Here is a 24,723-nt window from a genome sequence, read left to right as displayed (position 1 = left end):
GGGAACCGGGCCGGCGGTGGGGTACCCCCGACCGGGCGACACCGGTCCGTACCCTGGGTGCCCGTGCGCCTGGCCACCTGGAACGTGAACTCCATCCGCAGCCGAGCCGATCGGGTGGCAGCCTTCCTGCAGCGGCACGACGTCGACGTGCTGGCGCTGCAGGAGACCAAGTGCCGCGACGACCAGTTCCCCGAGATGGTGTTCTCCGCGCTCGGCTACGAGGTCGCGCACGTGGGCCACTCCCAGTGGAACGGCGTCGCGATCCTGTCCCGGATCGGCCTCGAGGACGTCGAGATCGGCTTCGCCGGCATGCCGTCCTGGTCGTCGAAGGAGGGGCAGGACCCGGCCCCGGAGGCACGGGCGCTGGGCGCCACCTGCGGCGGCGTGCGGGTGTGGAGCCTCTACGTGCCCAACGGCCGCACGCTGGCCGACCCGCACCTGCAGTACAAGCTCGAGTGGCTGGCCGCGCTGCGCACGACCGCCGCCGGCTGGCTCGCCGAGGACCCCCAGGCCCCGGTCGCCCTGGTCGGCGACTGGAACATCGCGCCGCAGGACGACGACGTGTGGGACATGTCGGTCTTCGCGCACTCCACCCACGTCTCCCCGCCCGAGCGGGAGGCCTTCCGGGCCATCGTGGACGCCGGCTACGCCGACGTCGTCCGGCCGCTGGCCCCCGGTCCGGGCGTCTACACGTACTGGGACTACACGCAGCTGCGCTTCCCCCGCCGCGAGGGCATGCGGATCGACTTCGTGCTGGGCTCCCCCGCGCTGGCCGGGCGGGTGACCGGGGCGCTCATCGACCGCGAGGAGCGCAAGGGCAAGGGCGCCAGCGACCACGCCCCCGTGCTCGTCGACCTGGCGGAGTAGCGGGTGCTCGTGCTCCTGCCCCCGTCGGAGACCAAGCGCGCCGGCGGCGACGGTGCTCCGCTGGACCTGGCCGCGTTGCGCACGCCCGAGCTCACGCCGGTGCGGACCGAGCTGGTCGAGGCGCTGGTGGAGCTGGCCGACGACGTGCCCGCCTCCCGGGCCGCGCTCGGGGTCTCGCCGACGCAGGACGAGGAGATCGCTCGCAACGCCGCGCTGCGGACCAGCCCGACGCTGCCCGCGCTCGACCGCTACACCGGGGTGCTCTACGACGCCCTCGACGTCGGCTCGATGACGCGGGCGCAGCGGACTCGGGCCGACGCCCGGCTGGCCGTGGGATCGGCGCTGTTCGGGCTGGCCCGCGGCACCGACCGCATCCCGGCCTACCGCCTCTCCGCCGGCTCCGCGCTCCCCGGCCTGCCCACGCTGCGCGCGCTGTGGAAGCCGGCGCTCGGCCCCGTGCTGGCGGGCGTCGAGGGCCTCGTCGTCGACCTGCGCAGCGGCTCCTACGCCGCGCTCGCCCCGGTGCCGGGCGCGGTCACCGTGCAGGTGCTCAGCGAGCGCCCCGACGGCACCCGCGCCGTCGTCTCGCACTTCAACAAGGCGCACAAGGGCCGCCTGGCGCGGCTGCTGGCCACCACGACCGCGGAACCCGACGGCGTCGTGCGGCTGCGGGGGCTGCTGAGGCGGGCGGGGTTGCACGTGGAACACGACGGCGGCACCGCCTTGACGCTGGTCGTCCCCGCGACCTGACCGCCGCGCGGCGGTTGCGCGTGGTTGCGTAGCGGGCCGCGGGCGTGACATAACTTCATGTCGAGCGGCGTGGCCCGGAGCACCCGGGGCCCGCCGGCCAGTTTCCCGGGGAATCCCCGGCAGGAAGGCACGCGTGGACCCCTCCCCCGACCGGGCGAGCGGCGGACCCGCCGACGGTCCGGAGAGCGGAGCGCGGCCGTCGGACGGGCTCTCCCCCGCCGAGCAGCTGGCCGAGCTGCAGGCGCGCTACGAGCACGAGCGGCTGCGCTGGGAGCTGGCCAAGGAGGCCGGCGAGGTCGGCACCTTCGACTACGAGCCGTCCACCGGGCGGCTGCTGTGGGACGAGCAGCTGCAGCGGATGTTCGGCTACGACCCGGCCACCTTCGACCAGTCGCTGGACGCCTTCAACGCCCGCGTGCACCCCGACGACATGCGCTGGCACGCGGACGCCCTGCAGGCCAGCGTGGACACCGTCGGCGAGTACGACGTCGAGTACCGGATCGTCCTGCCCGGCGGCGAGACGCGCTGGATCCACGCGCGCGGCCGGCACCTCCCCGGCCCCGACGGCCGCACCGACCACCTGATCGGCGCCGCCTACGACACCACCGGCGAGCGCGAGGAGGCCACGCGGGTCACCCGGATGCTCGAGGCGATGCCGGCCGGCTTCTACTCGCTGGACCGGGAGTGGCGGTTCACGCACGTCAACGCGGAGGCCGAGCGGCTCCTCGGCCGCAGCCGCGACGAGCTGCTGGACCACGTGCTCTGGGAGGCCTTCCCCGCCACGGTGGGCAGCGTCTTCGAGGAGGGCTACCGCAAGGCGGTCGACAGCGACGAGCCGATCTCCTTCGACGCGTACTACCCCGCACCGCTGGACGGCTGGTACGAGGTGCGCGCCTGGCCCACGCCCGACGGGCTGTCGGTCTACTTCCTCGAGGTCACCGAGCGGCGGGCCGCCCAGGAGCGGGCGGAGCGGTCGACCCGCCAGCTGGCGATCCTGGCGCAGGTCAGCGCCGAGCTGGCCGGCACGCTGGACGCCGAGGTGGCCACCGCCCGCCTCCCCCGGCTGGTCGTGCCCGCGCTGGCCGACTACTGCGTGGTCACCGTCATCGGCGCCGACGGGCAGCCCCGCGACGTCGGCAGCTGGCACGTCGACCCGGCCGCGCGGCCGCTGCTGGAGCGCTACCGCGAGGTGCGGCTGGACGCCATGCCCATGACCGCCCCGGTGGCGCGGGCGCTGCACACCGGGCAGGCGGCGACCTTCAGCGGCACGGAGGTGCTCGACGTGCTCCCTCCCGGGCCGGCGAAGGAGCTGCTCGCGCTGCTCGCCCCCGACACCGAGGTGGCGCTACCGCTGCGCGCCCGCGGGCGGACCGTCGGCCTGCTCACCCTGTTCTTCAACGCCGGGCACCCGCCGTCGGACGATGACGTCGTCGTCGCCCAGGACGTCGCCGACCGCGCCGGTCTCGCCCTGGACAACGCCCGCCTCTTCGGCGCCCAGCAGCAGCTGGCCGAGGGCCTGCAGCGCAGCCTGCTCACCGATCCCCCGGAGCCCGACCACGCCGAGATCGCGGTGCGCTACCTGCCGGCCGCCGAGGCGGCCCGCGTCGGCGGGGACTGGTACGACGCGTTCCTCCAGCCCAGCGGCACCACCATGCTGGTGATCGGCGACGTCGTCGGCCACGACACCGCCGCCGCCGCGGCGATGGGCCAGCTGCGCGGCCTGCTCCGCGGGATCGCCACCTACAGCGACGCCGGACCGGTCGAGGTGCTGCGCGGGCTCGACGCCTCGATGACGATGCTCCAGGTGGGCACCCTGGCCACCGCGGCCGTGGCCCGCTTCGAGCAGACGCCCGAGGAGTTCGACCGCGGCATCACCCGGATGCGCTGGGCGAACGCCGGGCACCTGCCGCCGCTCGTCGTCAACCCCGACGGGAGCGTGGCCGAGCTGGCCGCGTGGATCGGCGACCTGATGCTCGGGGTCGACGCCGCCGCCGAGCGCCGCGAGTCGGTGGTCACGCTCGACCGCGGCTCCACGGTCCTGCTCTACACCGACGGGCTGGTCGAGCGGCGGGACGCCGACCTGGATCAGGGCCTGGTCCGGCTCCGCGACGCGCTGGTCGAGCTGGCGCACCTGCCGCTGGACGAGCTGCTCGACGAGCTGCTGGAGCGGCTCGTGCAGGGCCGCCCGGACGACGACGTCGCCCTCGTCGCCGTCCGCCTCCACCCGCAGGACCGGCCCCGCCCGGCCGAGGCCGGCCCCAACCGGGTGCCCCCGAACGTGCCACCGGAGCGGCTCCCCTGATCAGCCGCGGTCGCGGCGGACGGTCGCCTTCCGGCCCTTGATCATGGTGGCCTTGAGCGCCCGGACGACGTCGTCGGCCGCCGGCTCGGGGACCTCCACGAGCGCGAACCGCTGGTGGATCTCGATCGAGCCGATGTCGCGTCCCTTCAGCTCGGTCTCGCCGGTGATCGCGCCGACCAGGTCGCCCGGCCGGATGCCGGCCTCGCGGCCGAGCCCCACCCACAGCCGCGTCGCCGGACCGCCGGAGGACCGGCCGCCGCGGCCGCCCTCGCCGCCCCGCTCCGGACGCCGTCCGCCCTTGTCGCCGCGGTTGTCGGGGCGGAAGGAGACCTGCGGGATCTCCTCGTCGTCGTCGGTGCCGCCGCCGGCCTCGTGCGCGAGCTTCACCGCGGCCAGGGCCACCTCCACGAGGTCGAACTCGTCGGCGAGGGTCTCGACGACGACGCGGAACCGGTCGAGGTCGTCCTCGAGCAGGCTCTCGCGCAGCGCCGCGCGGGTCAGGTCGAGCCGCCGGGCGCGCAGGTCGGCGACCGTGGGGACCTTCTCCACGGTGATCTTCGCGCCGGCAACCTTCTCGATGGTCTTCAGCTGCCGGTGCTCGCGGGGCTCGGCGAGCGTGATCGCCACGCCCTCGCGGCCGGCCCGGCCGACCCGGCCGATGCGGTGCACGTAGGACTCCGGCGCCGACGGCACGTCGTAGTTGACGACGTGCGTGAGCTGCTCGATGTCCAGCCCGCGGGCGGCGACGTCGGTGGCGACCAGCAGGTCCGCCGTGCCGCTGCGCACCCGGCCCATCACCTTGTCCCGCTGCTCCTGGCTCATCCCGCCGTGCAGCGGCTCGGCCCGGTAGCCGCGGGCGTTGAGGGTGTCGGCGAGGGTGTCGACCTCCTCCCGGGTGCGGCAGAAGACGATGGCCGCCGTCGGCGACTCGACGTCCAGGATGCGGCCCAGCGCGGCCGGCTTGGCCGCCCGCGGGACCACGTAGGCGGTCTGCCGGACCCGCGGCGCCTCGCCGGCCGCCGCCTGCTCGCGGGCGATGGTGATGCGGGCGGGGTCGCGGAGGTGCCGCCGGGCCAGGGCGTCCAGCCGGCGCGGCATCGTGGCCGAGAAGAGCACCGTCTGCCGCTCCTCGGGGGTCTCGTCGAGGATCGCCTCGAGGTCCTCGGCGAAGCCCATGTCGAGCATCTCGTCGGCCTCGTCGAGGACCACGGTGGCCACCGAGCCCAGGTCGAGCGCGCCCCGGTTGACCAGGTCCAGCGCCCGGCCCGGCGTGGCGACGACGACGTCCACCCCGGCCTGCAACGACTTCAGCTGGCGCACGATCGGGGCGCCGCCGTAGACGGGCAGCACCCGGCTGCCCATCTCCTTGCCGTACCGGTGCAGCGCCTCCGACACCTGGACGGCGAGCTCGCGGGTGGGGACGAGGACCAACGCGGCCGGCGTCCTCTCGGTGCGGTGCGCGGGCAGCCGCTGCAGCACGGGCAGGGAGAACGCGGCGGTCTTGCCGGTGCCCGTGGCCGCCTGCCCCAGGAGGTCGCGGCCGTCGACCAGCGGCGGGATCGCCTCCAGCTGGATCGGCGTCGGCTCTTCGTAGCCGAGGGCGCCGAGCGCCTGCAGCAGCTCGGGGCGCAGGCCCAGGTCGTCGAAGGTCGGGCCGTGCTGGGTGTCGTCCTGGTCGGTGCTCATCGGCTCCATCGTTCCTCCCGGGGCCCGACGTCGCGCGGGCGGGCATCTGGCACGCTCGTGGCGTGACCGCCGCCACCGACGACCTCTGCTTCCGCCCGGCCACCGAGCTGGCCGCGCTCCTGCGCGCGAAGGAGGTGTCGGCCCGCGAGCTGCTGGACGCGCACCTGGACCGGATGGACCGGGTCGGGGACCGGGTGAACGCCGTCGTCACCCGGGACGACGATGCCGCGCGGGCCGCCGCCGACGCCGCCGACGCGGCGCTGGCCGCGGGGGAGCCGGTGGGTCCGCTGCACGGGCTGCCCGTGGCGCACAAGGACACCCACGCCACCGGCGGCATGCGGACGACCATGGGCTCCCCGCTGTTCGCCGACGCGGTGCCCGAGCACGACGAGCTGGTGGTCGCCCGGCTGAAGGCGGCCGGCGCGATCCGGGTGGGCAAGACCAACGTGCCCGAGTTCGAGGCCGGCTCGCACACCTTCAACCCGGTCTTCGGCGTCACGCACAACCCGTACCGGCACGGGCTGTCGGCCGGTGGGTCCAGCGGCGGTGCGGCCGCCGCGCTGGCCGCGGGCTTCGTACCGCTGGCCGAGGGCAACGACACCGGCGGCTCCCTGCGCAACCCGGCCGCGTTCTGCAACGTGGTCGGGCTGCGGCCCACCCCCGGCCGCGTGCCCGCCTGGCCGGCGCCGCTGGGCTGGTACCCGCTGCGCGTGCAGGGCCCGATGGGGCGCACCGTGGCCGACGTCGCGCTGCAGCTGTCGGTGATCGCCGGGCCGGATCCGCGGGCGCCGCTCTCGCTGGGCGACGACCCCGCGGGCTTCGCCGCGCCGCTGCCCGAGGACCTCACCGGGCTGCGGGTCGCGTGGGCGCCGGACCTGGGCGGGCGGGTGACCGTCGACCCGGCCGTCACCTCGGTCCTGGCCGCGTCGCTGCCGGTGCTCGAGCAGCTCGGCGCGACGGTCGAGGAGGCCTGCCCCGACCTCTCCGGCGCCGACGACGTCTTCGGCACGCTGCGCGCCTGGTTCTTCGCCGCCGTGCACCTGGAGCGCTCGCGCCAGCACCCGGAGCTGGTCAAGGAGAGCGTGCGCTGGAACGCCGAGATGGGCGCCAAGCTCACCGGCGCCGACGTCGCCCGCGCCGAGGCGACCCGCACCCGGCTGCACGAGCGGGTGGTGGAGTTCTTCGACCGCTACGACGTGCTGGTCGCGCCCACCACGCAGGTGCTGCCGTTCCCGGTCGAGCTGGAGTACCCGACCGAGATCGGCGGGGTGCCGCAGGACAACTACCTGGAGTGGATGCGCTCCTGCACGCTGATCTCCGCCACCGGCTGCCCCGCGCTGTCCGTGCCCGGCGGGTTCACGCCGGACGGGCTGCCGGTCGGGCTGCAGGTCGTCGGGCCGCCGCGCGCCGAGCGGCGGGTGCTGGAGGTGGGGCACGCGTTCGAGCAGGCCACCCGCTTCGGCGAGCGCCGTCCGTCCCTATGACCCCGTCTGCGGGTGTCTAGCCCCGGAGCTAGACAGCCGCAGACGACGTCAGCTTTCGGTACCGAAAGCTGGGTCGGGTCGTGCTCTGCGGTGCTCTAGCTCTCTCTAGCCGAGGGGCTAGAGAACCGCAGACGGCGCTACTTCCCGTCCGGTCGAGGCAGCCGGCGGGCCTCGCGGCGCTTGCGCAGCCCGCGCAGGGTGCGCACCGCGACCAGCAGCTCGGCCAGGTCGTGGCGGTCGCCGCCGGTGATGTCGGCCAGCTGCGCCGCGGCCCGCGCCTGCGACGGGTCCCACGCCTCGGCCCAGGCTGCGACCAGCGCGTGCGGGTCGTCGTCGTCCCCGCGGCGCAGGCTCAGCACGTCCTCGGTGAGGGAGGACTGCTCCATCTGCAGGTCGTCGCGCAGCGACGCCCGCGCCATCGACGGCCAGCGCCGGTCGCGGGGCAGGGCGATCACCAGCTCGCGCAGCGGCACCAGGCCCAGCCGCTCGGCCAGGCACTGCATGACCTGCCCGGCCATGGCCACCGGCGCCCCGGTGCGCTCGGTGACGACGGCGAGGTCCAGCGCGGCCGGCATGAGCGGGGCGGCCGCGACGTCGGCGGCGAGGTCCTCCGGCACACCCGCCTCCTCCAGCCGCCCGGCGCGCTCGGCGTAGGCCCGCGCCTCGACGCCGAGCAGCCAGCTCCGCAGCCCGGCCCGCACCGCCTGGACCGCCGGGGCGAACCGCTCCGTCACCTCGCCGATCGAGGGCCCCGGCTCGCTGCTGACGTCGCGCTGGCGCAGCAGCCAGCGGGTGGCCCGCTCGGCCAGCCGGCCGGCCTCGCTGCGCAGCTCGACCTGCACCGTCGCGGCGACCCGGTTGTCCAGCGGGCGCACGGCGTCCCACAGCGCGTCGACCCCGAACACCGAACGGGCCACGGCGTGCGCCCGGACCACGGTGGCCAGCGGGACGCCGGTCTCCTCGACGAGCCGGAACAGGCCGGTGACCCCCGCGACGTTGACCGCCCGGTTGGTCAGCGCGGTCGCGATGATCTCCCGGCGCAGCGCGTGGCCGGTGATCGCGGCGGGGAAGCGCTCGCGCAGCGGCGCGGGGAAGTACTCGACGAGCAGCTCCTCCAGCGCGGGGTCGTCGGGCAGGCCGGACCCCAGCACCGCCTCCCCGGCCTGCAGCTTCGCGTAGGCGAGCAGCACCGACAGCTCCGGGCTGGTGAGCGCCTGCCCGTCGCGCCGGCGCTCGGCCAGCTGCCGGTCGTCCGGCAGCGCCTCCACGGCGCGGTTGAGCCGGCCCGAGCGCTCCAGGGCGCGGATGAACCGCTGGTGGGCGTCGAGCAGGCTGCGCGCCGACGTGGTCTCGACCGCCAGCACGGCGTTCTGCGCGTGGTTGTCGGTGAGCACCTGGGCGGCGATCTCGTCGGTCATCTCGGCGAGCAGCGCGGCGCGGGCGTCGGCGTCGATGCGGCCCTCGTCGACCGCGCGGTTGAGCGCGATCTTGATGTTGACCTCGTGGTCGGAGGTGTCGACACCGGCGGAGTTGTCGATGGCGTCGGTGTTCACCCGGCCGCCGGCCAGCGCGTACTCGATCCGGCCGCGCTGGGTGAGGCCGAGGTTGCCGCCCTCCCCCACGACCCGGACCCGCAGCTGCCCGCCGTCCACGCGGACGGCGTCGTTGGCCTTGTCCCCCACGTCCAGCGCGCTCTCCGACGCCGCCTTGACGTAGGTGCCGATGCCGCCGTTGAACAGCAGGTCGACCGGGGCCAGCAGGATCGCGCGGATCAGCTCGACCGGGCTGAGCGCGGAGATGCTGCCGGGCAGGCCCAGGGCCGCGCGCATCTCCTCCGACACGGGGACCGACTTCGCCGTCCGCGGCCACACCCCGCCGCCGCGGCTGATCAGCGAGGCGTCGTAGTCCGCCCACGAGGAGCGCGGCAGCGCGAACAGCCGCTGCCGCTCGGCGAAGGACGCCGCCGCGTCGGGCGTCGGGTCGACGAACACGTGCCGGTGGTCGAAGGCCGCCACCAGCCGGATGTGCCGCGACAGCAGCATGCCGTTGCCGAAGACGTCGCCGGACATGTCGCCGACGCCGACGACGGTGACGTCCTGCTCCTGCACGTCGACGTCGAGCTCGCGGAAGTGGCGGGTGACCGACTCCCACGCGCCGCGGGCGGTGATGCCCATGGCCTTGTGGTCGTAGCCGACCGAGCCGCCGGACGCGAAGGCGTCGCCCAGCCAGAAGCCGCGCTCCAGCGCCACCGAGTTGGCGAGGTCGGAGAAGGTCGCCGTCCCCTTGTCGGCGGCGACGACGAGGTAGTAGTCGTCGCCGTCGTGCCGGACGACCTTCTCCGGCGGGACGACAGCCCCCTCGACCAGGTTGTCGGTGAGCGCGAGCAGCGCGCCGATGAAGATCCGGTAGCAGGCCTGCCCCTCGGCCACCTGGGCGTCGCGGGAGCCGTCGGCCGGCGGGTTCTTGACCACGAACCCGCCCTTGGCGCCGGTCGGCACGATGACGGTGTTCTTCACCATCTGCGCCTTGACCAGGCCGAGGATCTCGGTGCGCAGGTCCTCCCGGCGGTCGGACCAGCGCAGCCCGCCGCGGGCGACCTTGCCGAAGCGCAGGTGCACGCCCATCACGCGGGGCGAGCTCACCCACACCTCGTGCGCGGGCCGGGGCTCGGGCAGGTCGGGCACCGACGAGGGGTCGATCTTCAGCGCCAGCGCCGGGTGCGGCGGGGCGGACATCGCGTAGTAGGTGGTCCGCTGGGTGGCGAGGATGGCGGCCAGCAGCGAGGAGAGCACCCGGTCGGCGTCGAGCGAGGCGACCTCGCCGATCGAGGACCGGATCGACTCGGCCAGCACCCGCTGCCGCTCCTCCCGGCCGCCGGTGCGCCCGGGCGAGAAGCGGGTCTCGAACAGCGCGACCATCCGGGCGACGACGTCGGGGTGGCCGGCCAGCGTCCGCTCGACGTAGGTCTGGCCGAACGGCAGCCCGCCCTGGCGCAGCCACTGCACGTAGGCCCGCACGACGCTCACCTGGCGCCAGTTCAGCCCGGCGAGCATGACCAGCGCACCCAGGCCGTCGTCCTCGGCGTCGCCGCGCCAGACGGCACCCACGGCCTCGGTGAACCGCTCCGGCAGCGAGCGCAGCAGCGGCAGCTCCGCCGGCGGGACCGCCTGGGCGATGGTGATGCCGAAGTCGTAGATCCAGGTCGGCGGGGCGCCGATGCGGTCGATCTCGTACGGCCGCTCGTCGACGACGTCCACGCCCATGTTCTGCAGCAGCGGCAGCACCTCGGACAGCAGCAGCCGCTCCCCCACCCGGTAGACCGACAGCCGCCGCTCCCCCGGGCCGCCGCCGGCCGGCGTCCACAGCCGCATGGCCAGCTGCCCCTCGGACAGCGCCTCCAGCCGCACCAGGTCCTCGACGGCCCGGCCGGCCGGGAAGTCCTGCTGGTAGGCGGCCGGGAAGGCGTCGGCGATCCGCGCGAAGACGTTCTCGGCGTCGGCGCCGAAGCGCTCGGCGAGCGCGTCCTGCAGGTCGTCGGTCCAGCTGCGCGCGGCCGCGGCCAGCTCGGCCTGCAGCGCCTCGGCGTCGACCGTCGGCGGCTTCGGCCCCCGCCGGACGGCGACGCGGACGACGAAGTGCAGCCGCGCCAGGACCGACTCGGTGGAGCGGGCGGTGTACTCGATGCTGGTGCCGTTCAGCCGCTCCAGCAGGAGCTGCTGCATCGCCAGCCGGACCTCGGTCGTGTACCGGTCGCGCGGCAGGTAGACCAGCGCCGACCAGAACCGGCCGGTCGGGTCCTGGCGCAGGAACAGCCGGGTCTGCCGGCGCTCCTGCAGGTGGTGCACGGCCATCGCCACCGGCAGCAGCTCGTCCGCACCGACCTGCAGCAGCTCGTCGCGCGGGTAGGTCTCGAGGACGTCGAGCAGCTCCTTGCCGGTGTGGCTGTCGGCCGGGACCCCGGAGCGGGCGACCACCTCCGCCACCCGGCGCCGCACCAGCGGCACGTCCAGCACGCTGCTGGTGTAGGCCGCCGACGGGAAGACGCCGACGAACCGGTGCTGGCGGGTGCCGCCGTCGCCGTCCGGCAGGCTCACCGCGACCAGGTCCAGCCACGACCGCCGGTGGACCGTCGAGCGGATGTCGGCCTTGGTCATCGTCAGCAGGTGGTGCGCGGGCACCCGGGCGGCCTCGGGCATCGCCGCGGCGTCCTTCGCCCCGGCCCCGCCGCTCATGTCGGCGTCGCTGCGCAGCACGCCCAGCCCGCTGCCGGGGAGGGCACGGGCGGTCTGCTTGCCGGAGCGGCCGGGCTGCAGGTCCACGTCGCGCGCGCCCAGCAGCACGAAGTTGCCGTCGGCCAGCCAGCGCAGCAGCTCCGCCGCCTCCGCCGGGTCGTCCGCGGGGTCACCGCCGGCGCCCGGGGCGGCGGGGGTCCCCGCCAGGCGGTCGGCGAGGTCGAGCAGCCGGGTGCGCAGCCGTCCGGCGTCCTCGTCGACCGCGCGGACGTCGTCGAGCACGGTGCGCAGGCCGGCGACCAGGTCACCGGCCGCCTCGTCGTCCAGCGGCCCGTCGAGCACGACGGCCATCCAGGACTCGGCGAGCGCGTCCGCGCCGCAGCCGGCCGCGTCGGCGGCGTCGCAGAACGCCTTGATCCGCCCGCGCACGTCGCGCCGCACCACGACGACGGGGTGCACGATGTGCGCCAGCGCGAAGCCCTGCCGCACGACCTCGGCGGTGACCGAGTCGACCAGGAAGGGCATGTCGTCGGTGACCAGGCGCACGACCGCCCGCCCGCCGGCCGACGCGGCGACGTCGACCAGGGCGGCGCCCACCGGCCGCGTCTCGGCGAGCCGCACGTGGCCGAGCGCGAGCTCGGCGAGCTCGCGGGGCTCGTGGCCGATCACCTCGGCGGCGGGCTCGCTCCAGTAGTAGCGCCGCAGCAGCGCCGGCAGGTCACCGGGTGCGCAGCCCGTGGGGTAGGCGTCCTCGCCCAGCTCGGCGACCGCGGCGCGCGCGGCCTCCTCGAGCAGCTGGCGCTTCTCGTCGCGAGCGGCCTCCAGCGCGGCCAGCTCGGTCAGGGAGCCGGTCGCAGGAGCCGCATCCGGTGCGTGCCCCGGGGTCTCCGGGACGACGCCGGTGGTGCTGGCCATGCCGACCGACGCTACTGCGATCGGCACCACTTCTCACGGCGACGCGGCCGACCGGCGCCGGCCGCGTCCGCTCAGCGGTCGAGCAGCTGGTCGGCCACCCAGCCCGCGATGGCCAGGATGAGGCCGCCGAGGACCGCGGTCCCGAACCCGTCGACGGACATCCGGTCGGTGATCGCCGCGGTCAGCCCCAGCAGCGCGGCGTTGATGACCAGCAGGAACAGCCCGAGGGTGAGCAGCACGAACGGCAGCGACAGCAGCCGCAGCACGGGCCCGACGATCGCGTTGACCACGCCGAAGATCAGCCCGATCCACAGGTAGGTGCCGTACTCGCCCAGCGGGCCGTCGGGGTTGGCGGTGATGTCCAGGCCGGGCAGCACGTCGAAGTAGGTGAGTGCGTAGAAGACCGCGGCGAGGATGACCACGCGGGCCAGGAACTTGATCACGTCGGCCACGCTAGCGGCGGCCGCTCCCGCGCAGGGGGATCTCCGCCCGATCGGCGGCCGCGCGACACGCGCTAGGCCGTTCTACCGATCTCTACGGTCCGGGCTAGAGAACGCCATACGGTGCTCGACATGGATCCCGTGCGGAACCCGTACGCGCCCGGCGCGGGGCAGCGCCCGCCCGAGCTGGCCGGCCGCGACACCGAGCTGTCCGCCTTCGACGTCGTCCTCGAGCGGATCGCGCACGGCCGGCCGGAGCGGTCGCTGGTGCTCACCGGGCTGCGCGGCGTCGGCAAGACGGTGCTGCTCAACCAGCTGCGCTCGGCGGCCATCTCCCGCGGGTGGGGCACCGGGAAGATCGAGGCCCGCCCGGAGCAGTCGCTGCGCCGGCCGGTGTCCTCCGCGCTGCACATGGCCCTGCGCGAGCTCGGCCCGCGGCACGGCGACCAGGACTCGGTCGCCGAGGTGCTGGGTGTGGTCAAGGCGTTCGCGCAGCGGGTGGCGCCGGCCGACGCGAAGGTCCGCGACCGCTGGCAGCCCGGCATCGACGTCCCCGCCGCGACCGGCCGGGCCGACTCCGGGGACATGGAGATCGACCTGGTCGAGCTGCTCAGCGACGCCGCGGGGGTCGCCGCGGACATCGGCAGCGGGATCGCGCTGTTCATCGACGAGATGCAGGACATCGCCCCGGACGACGTCTCCGCCATCTGCGCCGCCTGCCACGAGCTGTCCCAGCAGGGCTCACCGCTGATCGTCGTCGGTGCCGGGCTCCCCCACCTGCCCGCCGTCCTGTCGGCGTCCAAGAGCTACTCGGAGCGGCTGTTCCGCTACCTGCGCATCGACCGGCTCGACCGCGACGCCGCCGACCGCGCGCTGCTCGCACCGGCCGAGCGGGAGGGCGTCGAGTTCGAGCAGGGCGCGCTGGACGCCCTCTACGAGGCCGCCGACGGCTACCCCTACTTCGTCCAGGCCTACGGCAAGGTCACCTGGGACCTCGCCGCCTCCTCCCCCATCACCGCCGACGACGTCGCGATGGCCGCCCCCGTCGCCGAGGCGGAGCTGGCCGTCGGGTTCTTCGGCTCCCGCTACGACCGGGCCACCCCCGCGGAGCGGGAGTACATGCACGCCATGGCGCAGCTGGGCGGTCCCGGCGGCGCGGCGGTGGCGACGTCGGAGGTCGCGGTCTCGCTGGGCCGCAAGCCGGCGTCCCTCTCCCCCGCGCGCGACTCGCTGATCAAGAAGGGCCTGGTCTACTCGGCCGAGCGCGGCCAGATCGCCTTCACCGTGCCGCACTTCGGCCGCTACCTGCTGCGCCAGCCCGACTAGGGGGTTCGGCCCGGCCACGACCGGGCACCGCCCGCCCCGTGCCGGTGTGGGTGGAAGCGGGGCTGTGGGGGCTGCTGGGCGGCCTGGCGCTGGTGCTGGGTGCCGCGGTCGCCTGGTTCGCGCGGGTGCCCCCGGCGGTGGTCGCCGGGGTCATGGCCTTCGGCTCGGGCGTGCTGATCTCCGCGGTCGCCTTCGACCTGGTCGAGGAGGCCGCGGAGAGCGGCGGCCTGGGCCCGACCGCGGCCGGCTTCCTCGGCGGCGCGGTGGTCTACCTCGCCGCCAACGCGGCGCTGGCGCGCCGCGGCGCCCGGCACCGCAAGCGCTCGGGGGACCAGCAGCCCTCGGAGGACCAGCAGCAGGGCAGCGGCGCGGCCATCGCGGTCGGCGCGCTGCTGGACGGCGTCCCCGAGTCCGTCGTGCTCGGCGTCGGCCTGCTCGGCGGCGGGACCGTGAGCCTGCCGGTGCTGGCCGCCGTCGTCGTCTCGAACGTGCCCGAGGGGCTGTCCAGCGCGGCCGGGATGAAGCGCAGCGGCCGGTCGGCGGGCTACGTCTTCGGCGTCTGGGGCGGCATCGCCGCGGCCAGCGGGCTGTCCGCGCTCGTCGGCTACCTGGCGCTGGGCTCCGCACCGCCCGAGGTCATCGCGGTGATCACCGCGGTGGCGGCGGGCGCGATCCTCACCATGATCGCCGACACGATGATCCCCGAGGCGTTCGAGCGGACGCGCACCCTCACCGGGCTGATCACGGCGCTCGGCTTCCTCGCCGCCTTCGCGATCGAGCAGGCCTGACCGGTCAGGGCAGCGGCAGCGCGGGCGGCAGCACCTCGGGGCCGGCGTCGACCGGGCGCTCGCTGCCCAGCGGGTGCGCTCGCACGGCCAGGAGCGCGACGTCGTCCTCGACGTCGGGCCCCAGCATCCCGGTGAGCAGCAGGTCGCACAGCTCGTCGAGCGGCAGCTCGGCCCGGGCGGCGAGCAGCTCGCGCAACCGCTCCCGCCCCTCGTCGAGCAGGACCCCGCGGCGCTCGAACAGCCCGTCGGTGAACAGCAGCAGCGTGCTGCCCTCCGGCAGCGCGGCCAGCCCGTCGGTCCGCGGGCCCAGCCAGCCGATGCCCACCGGCGGCCCGACGGGCGCCTCGAGGTCGACCACCGAGCCGTCGGCCAGCAGCAGCAGCGGGTCGGGGTGCCCGGCGGTGGCCCAGCGCAGGCGGCGCGCCGGGGTGCCGTCGGGGTCCACGCCCAGCTCGACCCGCGCCACCAGCGCCGTCGCCATGGCCGGGACCTCGAGCCCGACGAGCGCGTGGTCCACGCGGCGCAGCACGCCGCCCGGCTCCTCGAGCCGGTCGTAGGCGATGCCGCGGACCAGGGTCTTGATCTGCCCCATGGCGGCCGCGGCCTCGATGTCGTGCCCCATGACGTCGCCGATGACCAGCACCGTGTCGCCGTCGGGCTGCAGGAAGGCGTCGTACCAGTCGCCGCCGATGGCCACGCCCTGCGTCGCGGGCCGGTAGCGCACCGCCAGCTCCAGCTGGTCGGGCTGCACGGGCGGGGAGAGCAGGGTGAGCTGGAGCCGCTCGGCGACCCGCTGCGCGGCGGCCGAGAGCCGGGCGTTGTCCAGGGCCAGGGCGGCCCGCCGCGAGGCGATCTCCGCGGCACGCAGCTCGGCCTCGGTGTGCGCGCCGCGCTGGGCCCCGTTGACGAGGGTGAAGGCGCCGAAGACCTCACCGCGGGCGACCAGCGGGAAGGTGGCGACGGCGGCCGGACCCAGCGGCTCGAGCGCCAGTCGGCTCGCCTCGTCGGCGACCATCGTGCGGATGTGCTCGTCGGTCAGCTCACCGATGACGACCGGCTGCCCGCTGCGCAGCGCGGTGGGCACCGGGGCGGTGGACCGGTTGGAGGCGACGCGCGCGTCGGCGTAGCGGTGCATCGCCGCGACCATCGCCGGGTCGCTGTGCGCGCGGCCGACGTCGCGACGGGTCCCGTCGGGGTCGACGACGCTCACCAGGCACCAGTCGGTGAGAACCGGGACGACGAGGTCGGCGAACCGCTGGACCGCCTCGTCCACGTCGAGCGTGGACGTCATGGCCAGGTTGATGTCGCCCAGCAGCATCAGGTGGCGGCCGGCCACCTCGGCCTCCGCGGCGGCCCGCGCCAGCTCCACGGCGGCGGCCTCGCGCGCAGCGACCGCGTCGGCCCGCTCCTCGTCGGCGCGCCGGCGCTCGGTCACGTCGTCGTAGGTGACCACGAGGCCGGCGTCGGTGAGGAAGGCGTCGGCGCGGAACCACGTGCTCAGCGGCCCGAACCACGCCTCGACGCCGTCGCTCGTGCCGGTCTCGCGCACGCTGCGGTAGAGCTGCTCGAACGGGCCGCCCACCGCCTCGGGGAACTCGGTCCAGACGTGCCGTCCGACGAGGCCCTCGACGGTGCGCCCGAGCACCCGCGCACCGGCCGGGTTGATGTATCGGAAGCGCCAGGCGTCGTCCAGGACGAACAGCGGGCGCTCCATGCCCTCGACGGCCTGCACCAGCAGGTCGCCGGGCGGCGCCGCGTCGTCCGAGGTCATGGGCCCCACTCTGCCGCATGCACCACCGGATCCCGGCATGCCCGCAACCCTGGGTGACCACAAACTCACCCCGCAGGACGACGCGGGGAGCCGGGACGGGGCTCCTTGGCAGCCGCGCGACGGGCCGCCAGAATCCGGGGGCCACGCCGGGTCCTCCGCCCGCGCGGGCGCTCCAGCCCCGGGGCCACCGCGGAGAGAGCACCGGTCGCCGGTGCGCGAAGGGGGGTGGGGCGGTGCAGGCGGAAGGCCCGGCCGGCGTCCCGCGCCCGTCGCTGGGCATCCCCGGGCCGGCCGGTGACCGCCGCGCGGCGGACCTGATCCGCGTCCTGGAGAGCATGCCGGCGGCGTTCTGCCTGCTCGACCACGACTGGCGGTTCCGCTACGTCAACGGGGAGGCCGAGCGGCTCATGGCGCTCCCCCGCGAGGACGTCCTCGGCCGGTCGCTGTGGGACGCCTTCCCCGGCGTCGCCGGGAGCGTCTACGAGGAGCGGTACCGGACCTGCGTCGCCACCGGGGAACCGGTCCGCTTCGAGGCGTCCCACCCCGACTCCGCCGACAGCTGGTACGAGGTGCGGGCGTGGCCGGGGCCGCACGGGCTGGCGGTCTACCTGCTGGACGTCACCGACCGGCGCGACGCCGAGGACCTCGCCCGGCGGGCGACCGCGCGCGCCGCGCTGGTCTCGCGGATCACCGCGGAGCTGGCCGAGGCCGCCGACCCGGAGTCGGCCCTCGCCCGGCTGGCCCGGCTGGTGGTGCCCACGCTCACCGACGCCTGCATCGTCACCGTCGTCGACCGCGAGGGCCGTGCCCGCGACGTCGGCTCCTGGCACCGCGACCGCGGCCGGCGCGCGCTGCTCGCCGAGTACGCGCAGGTGCGGCTGGAGACGCTCCCCAGCACCTCGCCCGTCGCCCGGGCGCTGTCGGCGGGCACGCCGGTGACCGAACCGGTGCGCGCGATCCTGCCGCTGCTGCGCCCCGGCCCGGCGCGCGACCTGCTCGAGGCGCTGCGACCGGAGACCGCGGTGGTGCTGCCGCTGCTCGCCGAGGGCCGGCCGGTCGGCGTCCTGACGCTCTACCACGACCGGGACCGGGCGGTCCGGGACGAGGACCTGGAGACCGCCCGCCAGGTCGCGGTGCAGGCCGGCCAGGCGGTGGCCCGGGTCCACCTGCAGCACCGCCGGGCCGAGCTGGCCGAGGCCCTGCAGCGCAGCCTGCTGACCGATCCCCCCGACACCGGCGACGCCGAGGTCGCCGTGCGCTACGTGCCCGCGGCGGAGGCCGCGCGCGTGGGGGGCGACTGGTACGACGCCTTCCTGCAGCGCACCGGCGATCCGGTGATCGTGATCGGCGACGTGGTCGGGCACGACACCCGTGCGGCCGCGGCGATGGGGCAGCTGCGCGGCCTCCTGCGCGGCATCGCGCACCACAGCGGCGCCGGCCCGGCCGAGGTGCTGCACGGGCTCGACCGGGCGATGTGCGACATGCACACCGACACCCTGGCCACCGCGGCGGTGGCCCGGTTCGAGCGGTCCGGCACGGGATCGCTCGCCCGGATGCGGCTGTGCAACGCGGGGCACCCGCCGCCGATGGCGCTGGCGCCCGACGGCACGGTCACCGTCCTCGGGGATCCCGTCGGCGACCTGATGCTGGGGGTGGACGGCGACGCCGGGCGGCGGGAGCGGCTGGTGGAGCTGCCGCCGGGGACGACGGTGCTGCTCTACACCGACGGCCTGGTCGAGCGCCGCGACGGCACCCTCGACGAGGGGCTCGAACGGCTGGCCGGATCCCTGCGCGGGCTGGCCGGCCGGCCGCTGGAGCAGCTCTGCGGCCTGGTGCTCGAGCGCATGCTCACCGGCACCCCCCAGGACGACGTCGCGCTCGTCGCCGTCCGCCTCTCCGCGGTGTGAGCCAGGTTGCTCCGCACGACCGGTTTTCGGCCCGCTCCGCTGGGCATCCCGGCTCTGGTCCAGCAGAGGGCACCCGAGGGGGAGGCATGGGACGACGTCTGACGTGGCCGCTGCGGTCGCGCCCGGACGGCCGCGGCGACGTGTGGCGGTGGGACCTCCGCGCCCTCGGCGACCTGCCCGCCGCCCGTGCCCGCCTGCGCGCGCGGCTGAGCGGCGCCGGGTGCCCGGTCGAGGACGACGACCCCTCCGGTGAGCAGGTCGTCCTCGCCTTCGACGAGCTGGCGTCCAACGCCCTGCGGCACGGGGAGAGGCCGGTCGTCGCCACGGTCGTCGCCGGCAGCGGCGGGTGGCTGCTCGACGTCAGCGACCACTCCCCCGAGGTGATGCCCACCCCGGCGGTCGACCGCGATCCCGCGCAGGGCGGCCTGGGGCTGCACATGGTCGCGCTCATGTCGCTGGCGCACGGCTGGTACGTCGACGGCGGTCGCAAGCACGTGTGGGCGTGCCTGCCCAGCGCCTCCGACGAGCGGGCGGCCGTCCCCGCCTGACCGGTGTTCCACGTGCAACACCCGTCCCGCGGACGGGCCGGGAACGGCGACGCCCCGGGAACGGGGAACCGGAGTTCCGCCGTCCCGGGGCGTCCGCGGTCGGGAGCGGGGCGGGTGCCCGCGCCGTCAGGAGGGCAGGACCAGCGAGAGGCCGCCCTTGCCGTAGCCCGGCACGTCGATGGCCAGGTCGATCCGGTTGAAGCCGGCGAGCATGCCCGCCAGGTCACCGGGGACGTCCTCGCCGCAGGCGTAGAGCTTGTGCAGCTTGGAGTGCGGGGCACCCGGGGTGTTGAACAGCGCGGAGAGCACGTTCACCACCTCGTGCAGCGCCTCGACCATCATGCCGCTCAGCTCGCCGTCCTCCTCGACGGCGTCCTGCGCACCCCCGGGGGGCAGCAGGGCGAGGGCCGCGCCGGTGTAGGCCGACGCACCCAGGTCCATCAGGCACAGCGCGTTGACGTTCATGTACGGGTCGACGTACACCGCGACGGAGACCGGGCGGTCCGGCGCCGGGGTGACCGGGTCGCCCGGGTTGACCGTCACCGGCTTGCCCACCAGGCCGGTGAGCATGTCGCGGACGTCCTTCGCCGCGGGCAGCTGGACGGTGCCGGTAGTCATGCGATCACCCCGCTCAGCGCCTCCTGGAAGGTCTCCTCGTTGAACGGCTTCGCGATGAGGAACAGCGCGCCGGCGTTGGCGGCCTTCTCCCGCATCTCGGGCGAGCCCTCCGAGGTGACGAAGCCGAACGGCACGGCGGAGCCGGAGGCGCGCAACGCCTGCAGGCACTCGATGCCGGTCATGTTCGGCATGTTCCAGTCGGACAGGACGAGGTCGGGGCTCTCCGAGCCGACCTTGGCCAGCGCGTCGGCGCCGTCCTCGGCCTCGACGATCTCGTGGTCGTCGTAACCGGCCTGACGCAGCGTGCGGATGACGATCTGCCGCATGACGCGGCTGTCGTCGGCGACCAGGATCTTCACAGCGGTACCTCGTTTCTCGGCAGTGGGTTCGGGATCAGGGGGCGGTCGGCAGGGGCGGGAGGGCGCCCTGCACGGAGATGGAGACGGGCTCGCCGCGCCACAGCACGTCGATGCGGCACAGGTCGCCGGGGTTGCGGACCGCGGGCGCCTCGCCGACCTCCGGCAGGCTCAGCCCCGAGGGGCCGGGCAGCGCGGCCTTGACGTTGCCGCCGACGACGTTGGCGATCTCGCCGAAGGCGTCGACGACGTCCTCCTCCTCGAGCACCTCCGGGGAGGCCTCGCGGAGCAGCGCGCGGGAGAGCTCCTCGGCCGTGCGCCGGCCGGTGGTGAGCACGATGCTGCCGGTCCAGGGCCCGACGACGTCGACCCAGCTGGAGACGGGGTCGACCGGGGCGTCGCCGGGGAGCGGGACGAGGATCTCGTCCTCCCCCACCAGCGCGACCCAGGCCTCCTGGGCGATCGACTCGACGGTCGCCTCGTCGATCAGGTCGGTGATGAGCGGCCGCGCGTCGCTGCCGCGACGGCGCTCGCCGGTGTCGGTGGCGGTCACAGCGAGGCCTCCTGGGGGAGCAGGCCGAGCAGCGCGAGCTTGTCGCGGATGGCGTCGGCGGTGAACGGCTTGATCACGTACTCGTGGGCGCCGGCGGCCAGCGCCTTCACGATCTGGGTCTGCTCGCTCTCGGAGGTGACCATCATGATCGTCATCGAGCGCCACGCCGGGTTCGAGCGGACGGCCGAGACGAACTGCAGCCCGTCCATGACCGGCATGTTCCAGTCGACGCAGACCAGCTCCGGCAGCCAGCCGCCGTCGAGGACGTCGAGCCCCTCGCGACCGTGGCCGGCCTGCTGCGTCTCGTACCCGAGACCCTCGAGGATCCCCGAGACGATCCGGCGCATGGCGCGGGAGTCGTCGATCACCAGAGCGCGCATCACTTCCCCTTCAGCGGGCGGTAGGCGGAGCTGCGGCCGACGACGACCCGCTCCCAGGAGTCGTCCACCCCGAGCGTGGTCTCCGCCGCGCCGAGGAACAGCCACCCGTCGGGGCGCATGACGTCGCGCACCCGGCGGAGGATCGCCTGCTTCGTGGGCAGGTCGAAGTAGATGAGGACGTTGCGCAGGTAGACCACGTCGAACGGGCCCATCCGCGGGAACGGCGCCGCGAGGTTGCACTCACTCGCGGTCACCATCCGGCGCAGCGCCGGGGCGACCTCCCACTCGCTGCCGGCCCGCGTGAAGTGGCGGACCAGCATCGGCGCGGGCAGACCGCGGTTGACCTCCAGCTGCGAGAACCGGCCGGCGCGGGTCCGCTCGACCATCTCCCGCGAGATGTCGGTGGCGGTGATCGACACCCGGGACGCCGCGTTGGGCAACGCGTCCTCGAGCAGCATCGCGATCGTGTACGCCTCCTGCCCGCTCGAGCAGGCGGCGGACCAGATGTGCAGCCGCTCGTTGGGCCCCCGGTCGGCCAGCAGCGCCGGCAGCACCGTGGAGGTCAGCGCGGTGAACGGGTCCCCGTCGCGGAACCACGAGGTCTCGTTGGTGGTGAGCGCCTCGACGATGCGCCGGGTGCTGTCCGGGTCGGGACGGGTGCGCACCTTCTCCACGAACTGGGAGACGTCGGGGACGCCGGCCTGGCGGGCGATCGGCAGCAGCCGGGCCTCCACCAGGTACTCCTTGCCCGGCTGGAGCACGATCGCGCTCTCCCGGTGCACCAGCTGGCGAACCCAGTCGAAGCTGGTCGTGGTGAGCGTCATCGCGCACCTCCTGTGACGATGGCGGAGCTCCGGGTCGGCACGACGCCGGAGAGGTGGCGCTGGATCGCCTCGGCGACCCGGTCCAGGGGCAGGACCTCGTCGGCGAAGCCGGCCTGGGTGACCGCGCCGGGCATGCCCCAGACCACCGAGGTGGCCTGGTCCTGGGCCAGGACGGTGCCGCCTGCGGCGCGGATCTCGCCCGCGCCGTTGCGCCCGTCGGCCCCCATGCCGGTGAGCACGACGCCGAGCACGGCGCCGTCGTAGGCGGCCACGGCCGAGCGGAACAGCGGGTCGACGGCCGGGCGGCAGAAGTTCTCCGGCGGGCCCTGCGTGAGGCCGGTCGTGTGCGTGCCCCGGCCGGCGCGGACGACCAGGTGGTGGTCGCCCGGGGCGAGGTGCACGGTGCCGGGCTGCAGCGGGACCCCGTCGGATGCCTCCACCACCCGCAGCGGGCAGAGCCGGTCCAGGCGCTGGGCGAACTGACGGGTGAAGACCGGCGGCATGTGCTGGACGAGGAGCACGGGCACCGGCAGCGACGCGGGCAGCAGGGGCAGCATCTTCGCCAGCGCCTCGGGGCCACCGGTGGAGGAACCGATCACCAGGACCGCCGGCTTCTTGCCCGGCTGCGTGCGGGGTGCGGGCGGCCGCGGCGGGGGGGCCGGCGCGGCGGCGCGGGCCGGGCCCGTGGTGACCGGCCGACCGGTGAGGGCCTTGATCTTGGGGATGAGCTGCTCGCGCACGCTCTCCATCGACTGCGCCACGCTGCCGACGTTGGCCGGCTTGGTGACGTAGTCGTTCGCGCCCGCCGACAGCGCGTCGAGGGTCGCCGTGGCGCCGCGCTCGGTGAGCGTGCTGAACATGATGATCGGGACCCGGCTGCGCAGGCCGCGGATGGCGCGCACCGCCTCGATGCCGTTCATCTCCGGCATCTCGATGTCCATCGTGATCAGGTCGGGCTTCAGCTGGTCGAGCTTGCTGACGGCGACCCTGCCGTTGACCGCGGTGCCGACGACATCGATGCCGGGATCCTCGGACAGCACGTCCGTGACGATCTTGCGGACGACGACCGAGTCGTCGACCACCATCACCCTGATCGGGTTCACGCGTGTCCTCCCGCTCCCTGCTGAGGCCAGCCCCAGCAGGCTGTGCATTGCTGTATCGGCACCATTTCCCGATGCTTGAGCAGGATCGGTTGTGCACATCCGGATGATCTTCCGGGTTCGTCCCGTCGCCTCGTCCGCACCAAGAGCATCGGGTGCCACAGGAGAATTGTGAAGGCGGCCGGATCAACCGTTACTGAATTCCCGGGCGACCGTTCCGGAAATGGCTGCACGACCATTTGTCGACACGGCGGTGAGGTGGTGCGGGAGACCCTGCAGGAACCCGCGGGGCCGTGGTGGGCTCGTCGTGGACCTGCGGGAACGGGTGCGGGACCCGGGAGGAGCGGCGGCGCTCAGCGACCGGCGGTGCGCTCCAGCGGTGCGCGCAGCACGTGCAGCGAGTCCTCGGCGAGGAGGTCACCCATGGCGATGCCCTGGACGACGCCGGCCACGGCGTTCCAGGCGCCGGCGGCACCGTCGCGCAGGTCGAAGCCGCCGTCCAGGAAGGCCTGGACGGCGTGCAGTTGCGCGGTGGCCAGAACGCGGGTGCGTCCCGACACGTGGGCGGCCCACGAGGCCTCGTGCATGGCGGTCGCCCACGGGCGGTGCTGGGCCCGGCCCTCGTCGACCGCGACCCGCCAGCGGGCCCGGCCGGCGTCGTCGAGGGCGCGCACGGAGGCCAGGAAGGCGGCCAGCTCGCCGGTGGCCGGGCCGAGGTCCAGCGCCTCCGGGCCGGCCGGCGCGGCGTCGTCGAGGACGCGGTCGAAGGAGGCGGTCAGCTCGCGGCGCACCAGCGGCGGCAGCACGCCGGCCGCCCAGAAGCCGACGGCGGCGTCGGCGAGCACGTCGGCCGCCTCGTCCCGCAGGTCGGGGTCGAGCAGCGCGACCGCGGGGTGCTCGGCACCCAGGACGTCGTCGCGCAGCAGCCGCTCCAGCGTCGGCGCGTCGCCGATCGTGCCCTGCTCCAGCTGCTCGACGAGCACCGCGGCCCGGTCGCCGGCGGCGCGGGCACCCGCGGCAGCGGTGCGGACGTGCGGCACCGACATCGCCATCTCGCGGGCCTTGCGGGAGCGGACGGCCAGCACCAGCCGCTGGTCGCGCTCCAGGCCGCGGGCGGGGTGCCGGGCGGCCACGGCGGCCAGCGCGTCGGCGTCGGCCTGCAGGGCGGTGAGCAGCACGTCGGCCACCGAGCGGCCGGCGGGGAGACGGACCAGGTCGAACCCGAGGGTGGCGGCACTGACCAGCGTGTACGGCACGGCAGCGCCTCCAGGACCGGGGAACGGGCTGGTCCCATGCTGGCCGCCCGGGCCCGGAAGCGCCACGCGGCCGTCACCCCATCGCAGGAGAGCGAGGGAGCAACGGCCGCGTGTCCGGTGAACTTTGGTCACCGGTCGGTCACTCAGTGTTACGCGGAGACGGCCTTCTGGACGTCCAGGGCCAGCAGCAGCTGGCCGTCGAGCTTGTAGGCGCCGCGGATCAGGTCGCGGGCCTGGCCCTCCAGCGTGTCCGGCGGGGCCTCGAAGTCGGCGGCGTCCACGTCGACGACGTCGGCGATGGAGTCGACCAGCAGGCTGACCGCCTCGCCGTGCAGCCGCACCACGATGACGACGGCGTCGGTGCCCTCGGGCCGCGGCGGGCGGCCCAGCCGCTCGCGCAGCTCGATCGCGGTCACCACCTGCCCGCGCAGGTTGATCAGGCCGGCCACCGCGGAGGGGGCGAGCGGGACCCGGGTCAGGCCCTGGCTCTTGAGCACCTCCTGCACGTGCTCCACCTCGATGCCGTACAGGTCGCCGTCCAGGCGGAAGGTGGCCAGCTGTCCGCTGGTCGCCACGACGCCCGTGCCGTCGGTGGTCTTGAAGTCGGTCGCGCTGGTCAC

General features: G+C 75.1%; 20 protein-coding genes. 8 read left to right on the top strand and 12 right to left on the bottom strand.

Annotated elements, in window-relative coordinates:
* The first annotated feature begins 63 nt into the window (after positions 1–63).
* The 3 genes from DQ241_RS01390 to DQ241_RS01380 all read left to right on the top strand — a co-directional run bounded on the left by DQ241_RS01390 (position 64) and on the right by DQ241_RS01380 (position 3,919).
* Positions 64–867, top strand: a complete 804-nt coding sequence (locus DQ241_RS01390; protein ID WP_113828893.1) for an exodeoxyribonuclease III — start codon at positions 64–66, stop codon at positions 865–867.
* Between the two features lie 3 nt (positions 868–870).
* Positions 871–1,617 carry a peroxide stress protein YaaA gene (yaaA, locus tag DQ241_RS01385; RefSeq protein ID WP_113828366.1) on the top strand — a complete coding sequence of 249 codons (747 nt, stop codon included), beginning with the start codon at positions 871–873 and terminating at the stop codon, positions 1,615–1,617.
* Between the two features lie 133 nt (positions 1,618–1,750).
* On the top strand, positions 1,751–3,919 hold the full coding sequence (locus DQ241_RS01380; protein ID WP_233492138.1) for a SpoIIE family protein phosphatase: 2,169 nt from the start codon (positions 1,751–1,753) through the stop codon (positions 3,917–3,919).
* Here the strand turns inward: DQ241_RS01380 and DQ241_RS01375 are convergent, their stop codons facing one another.
* Positions 3,920–5,605, bottom strand: coding sequence for a DEAD/DEAH box helicase (locus DQ241_RS01375; RefSeq protein ID WP_199583961.1), 1,686 nt, complete (start codon positions 5,603–5,605; stop codon positions 3,920–3,922). It abuts the gene before it with no gap.
* A 62-nt stretch (positions 5,606–5,667) separates the two neighbouring features.
* Here DQ241_RS01375 and DQ241_RS01370 point away from each other — a divergent pair, with 62 nt between their 5' ends.
* The gene (locus DQ241_RS01370; RefSeq protein WP_113828360.1) at positions 5,668–7,089 is read left to right on the top strand and encodes an amidase; all 1,422 of its coding nucleotides are present in this window, start codon (positions 5,668–5,670) and stop codon (positions 7,087–7,089) included.
* A gap of 137 nt (positions 7,090–7,226) precedes the next feature.
* On the opposite strand, the gene DQ241_RS01365 is transcribed toward DQ241_RS01370, so the two are convergent.
* Together DQ241_RS01365 and DQ241_RS01360 are read right to left on the bottom strand one after the other, a co-directional pair.
* A complete protein-coding gene (locus DQ241_RS01365) occupies positions 7,227–12,236 on the bottom strand; it encodes an NAD-glutamate dehydrogenase (protein WP_113828358.1) in 5,010 nt (1,669 codons plus the stop codon).
* Positions 12,237–12,307: 71 nt separating this feature from the next.
* Entirely contained in the window at positions 12,308–12,679 is a 372-nt protein-coding gene (locus DQ241_RS01360; protein ID WP_113828892.1) for a phage holin family protein, read from the bottom strand.
* A 129-nt stretch (positions 12,680–12,808) separates the two neighbouring features.
* On the opposite strand from DQ241_RS01360, the gene DQ241_RS01355 reads away from it, so the two are divergent.
* Together DQ241_RS01355 and DQ241_RS01350 are read left to right on the top strand one after the other, a co-directional pair.
* Entirely contained in the window at positions 12,809–14,002 is a 1,194-nt protein-coding gene (locus DQ241_RS01355; protein WP_113828891.1) for an ATP-binding protein, read from the top strand.
* A gap of 38 nt (positions 14,003–14,040) precedes the next feature.
* On the top strand, positions 14,041–14,790 hold the full coding sequence (locus tag DQ241_RS01350) for a ZIP family metal transporter (RefSeq protein WP_113828356.1): 750 nt from the start codon (positions 14,041–14,043) through the stop codon (positions 14,788–14,790).
* 4 nt (positions 14,791–14,794) lie between these two features.
* Here the strand turns inward: DQ241_RS01350 and DQ241_RS01345 are convergent, their stop codons facing one another.
* Positions 14,795–16,561, bottom strand: coding sequence for a SpoIIE family protein phosphatase (locus DQ241_RS01345; protein WP_158545850.1), 1,767 nt, complete (start codon positions 16,559–16,561; stop codon positions 14,795–14,797).
* Between the two features lie 233 nt (positions 16,562–16,794).
* On the opposite strand from DQ241_RS01345, the gene DQ241_RS01340 reads away from it, so the two are divergent.
* Both DQ241_RS01340 and DQ241_RS01335 read left to right on the top strand, forming a co-directional pair.
* The gene (locus DQ241_RS01340; protein WP_233492137.1) at positions 16,795–18,468 is read left to right on the top strand and encodes a SpoIIE family protein phosphatase; all 1,674 of its coding nucleotides are present in this window, start codon (positions 16,795–16,797) and stop codon (positions 18,466–18,468) included.
* Between the two features lie 86 nt (positions 18,469–18,554).
* Positions 18,555–19,016 (top strand): ATP-binding protein, encoded by a 462-nt coding sequence (locus DQ241_RS01335; protein ID WP_113828352.1) that lies wholly within the window; start codon positions 18,555–18,557, stop codon positions 19,014–19,016.
* 126 nt (positions 19,017–19,142) lie between these two features.
* Here the strand turns inward: DQ241_RS01335 and DQ241_RS01330 are convergent, their stop codons facing one another.
* From DQ241_RS01330 to DQ241_RS01295, 8 genes are all read right to left on the bottom strand, one after another.
* A complete protein-coding gene (locus DQ241_RS01330) occupies positions 19,143–19,634 on the bottom strand; it encodes a hypothetical protein (protein ID WP_113828350.1) in 492 nt (163 codons plus the stop codon).
* Positions 19,631–19,993, bottom strand: coding sequence for a response regulator (locus DQ241_RS01325; RefSeq protein WP_113828348.1), 363 nt, complete (start codon positions 19,991–19,993; stop codon positions 19,631–19,633). The genes DQ241_RS01330 and DQ241_RS01325 overlap by 4 nt, the downstream gene beginning before the upstream one ends.
* 34 nt (positions 19,994–20,027) lie before the next feature.
* A complete protein-coding gene (locus tag DQ241_RS01320; RefSeq protein WP_113828346.1) occupies positions 20,028–20,543 on the bottom strand; it encodes a chemotaxis protein CheX in 516 nt (171 codons plus the stop codon).
* Positions 20,540–20,923, bottom strand: a complete 384-nt coding sequence (locus DQ241_RS01315; protein ID WP_113828344.1) for a response regulator — start codon at positions 20,921–20,923, stop codon at positions 20,540–20,542. The genes DQ241_RS01320 and DQ241_RS01315 overlap by 4 nt, the downstream gene beginning before the upstream one ends.
* Positions 20,923–21,747 (bottom strand): protein-glutamate O-methyltransferase CheR, encoded by an 825-nt coding sequence (locus DQ241_RS01310; RefSeq protein WP_113828342.1) that lies wholly within the window; start codon positions 21,745–21,747, stop codon positions 20,923–20,925. Before DQ241_RS01310 ends, DQ241_RS01315 begins: the two co-directional genes overlap by 1 nt.
* Entirely contained in the window at positions 21,744–22,850 is a 1,107-nt protein-coding gene (locus tag DQ241_RS01305) for a chemotaxis response regulator protein-glutamate methylesterase (protein WP_113828340.1), read from the bottom strand. Before DQ241_RS01305 ends, DQ241_RS01310 begins: the two co-directional genes overlap by 4 nt.
* A 350-nt stretch (positions 22,851–23,200) precedes the next feature.
* On the bottom strand, positions 23,201–24,103 hold the full coding sequence (locus DQ241_RS01300) for a hypothetical protein (protein WP_113828338.1): 903 nt from the start codon (positions 24,101–24,103) through the stop codon (positions 23,201–23,203).
* Positions 24,104–24,252: 149 nt separating this feature from the next.
* Positions 24,253–24,723 carry a chemotaxis protein CheW gene (locus DQ241_RS01295; RefSeq protein WP_233492136.1) on the bottom strand — a complete coding sequence of 157 codons (471 nt, stop codon included), beginning with the start codon at positions 24,721–24,723 and terminating at the stop codon, positions 24,253–24,255.

The sequence above is a fragment of the Blastococcus sp. TF02A-30 genome (assembly GCF_003319185.1).
GTDB lineage: Bacteria > Actinomycetota > Actinomycetes > Mycobacteriales > Geodermatophilaceae > Blastococcus.
This window is presented reverse-complemented; position numbering and strand designations above follow the sequence as displayed.

What these genes read in the sequence shown, in the direction of transcription:
- DQ241_RS01315 (WP_113828344.1), bottom strand. Translation starts at nt 20,923, where the DNA reads ATGCGCGCTCTGGTGATCGACGACTCCCGCGCCATGCGCCGGATCGTC.
- DQ241_RS01310 (WP_113828342.1), bottom strand. Translation starts at nt 21,747, where the DNA reads ATGACGCTCACCACGACCAGCTTCGACTGGGTTCGCCAGCTGGTGCAC.
- DQ241_RS01330 (WP_113828350.1), bottom strand. Translation starts at nt 19,634, where the DNA reads ATGACTACCGGCACCGTCCAGCTGCCCGCGGCGAAGGACGTCCGCGAC.
- DQ241_RS01355 (WP_113828891.1), top strand. Translation starts at nt 12,809, where the DNA reads ATGGATCCCGTGCGGAACCCGTACGCGCCCGGCGCGGGGCAGCGCCCG.
- DQ241_RS01335 (WP_113828352.1), top strand. Translation starts at nt 18,555, where the DNA reads ATGGGACGACGTCTGACGTGGCCGCTGCGGTCGCGCCCGGACGGCCGC.
- DQ241_RS01375 (WP_199583961.1), bottom strand. Translation starts at nt 5,605, where the DNA reads ATGAGCACCGACCAGGACGACACCCAGCACGGCCCGACCTTCGACGAC.
- DQ241_RS01345 (WP_158545850.1), bottom strand. Translation starts at nt 16,561, where the DNA reads ATGACCTCGGACGACGCGGCGCCGCCCGGCGACCTGCTGGTGCAGGCC.
- DQ241_RS01365 (WP_113828358.1), bottom strand. Translation starts at nt 12,236, where the DNA reads ATGGCCAGCACCACCGGCGTCGTCCCGGAGACCCCGGGGCACGCACCG.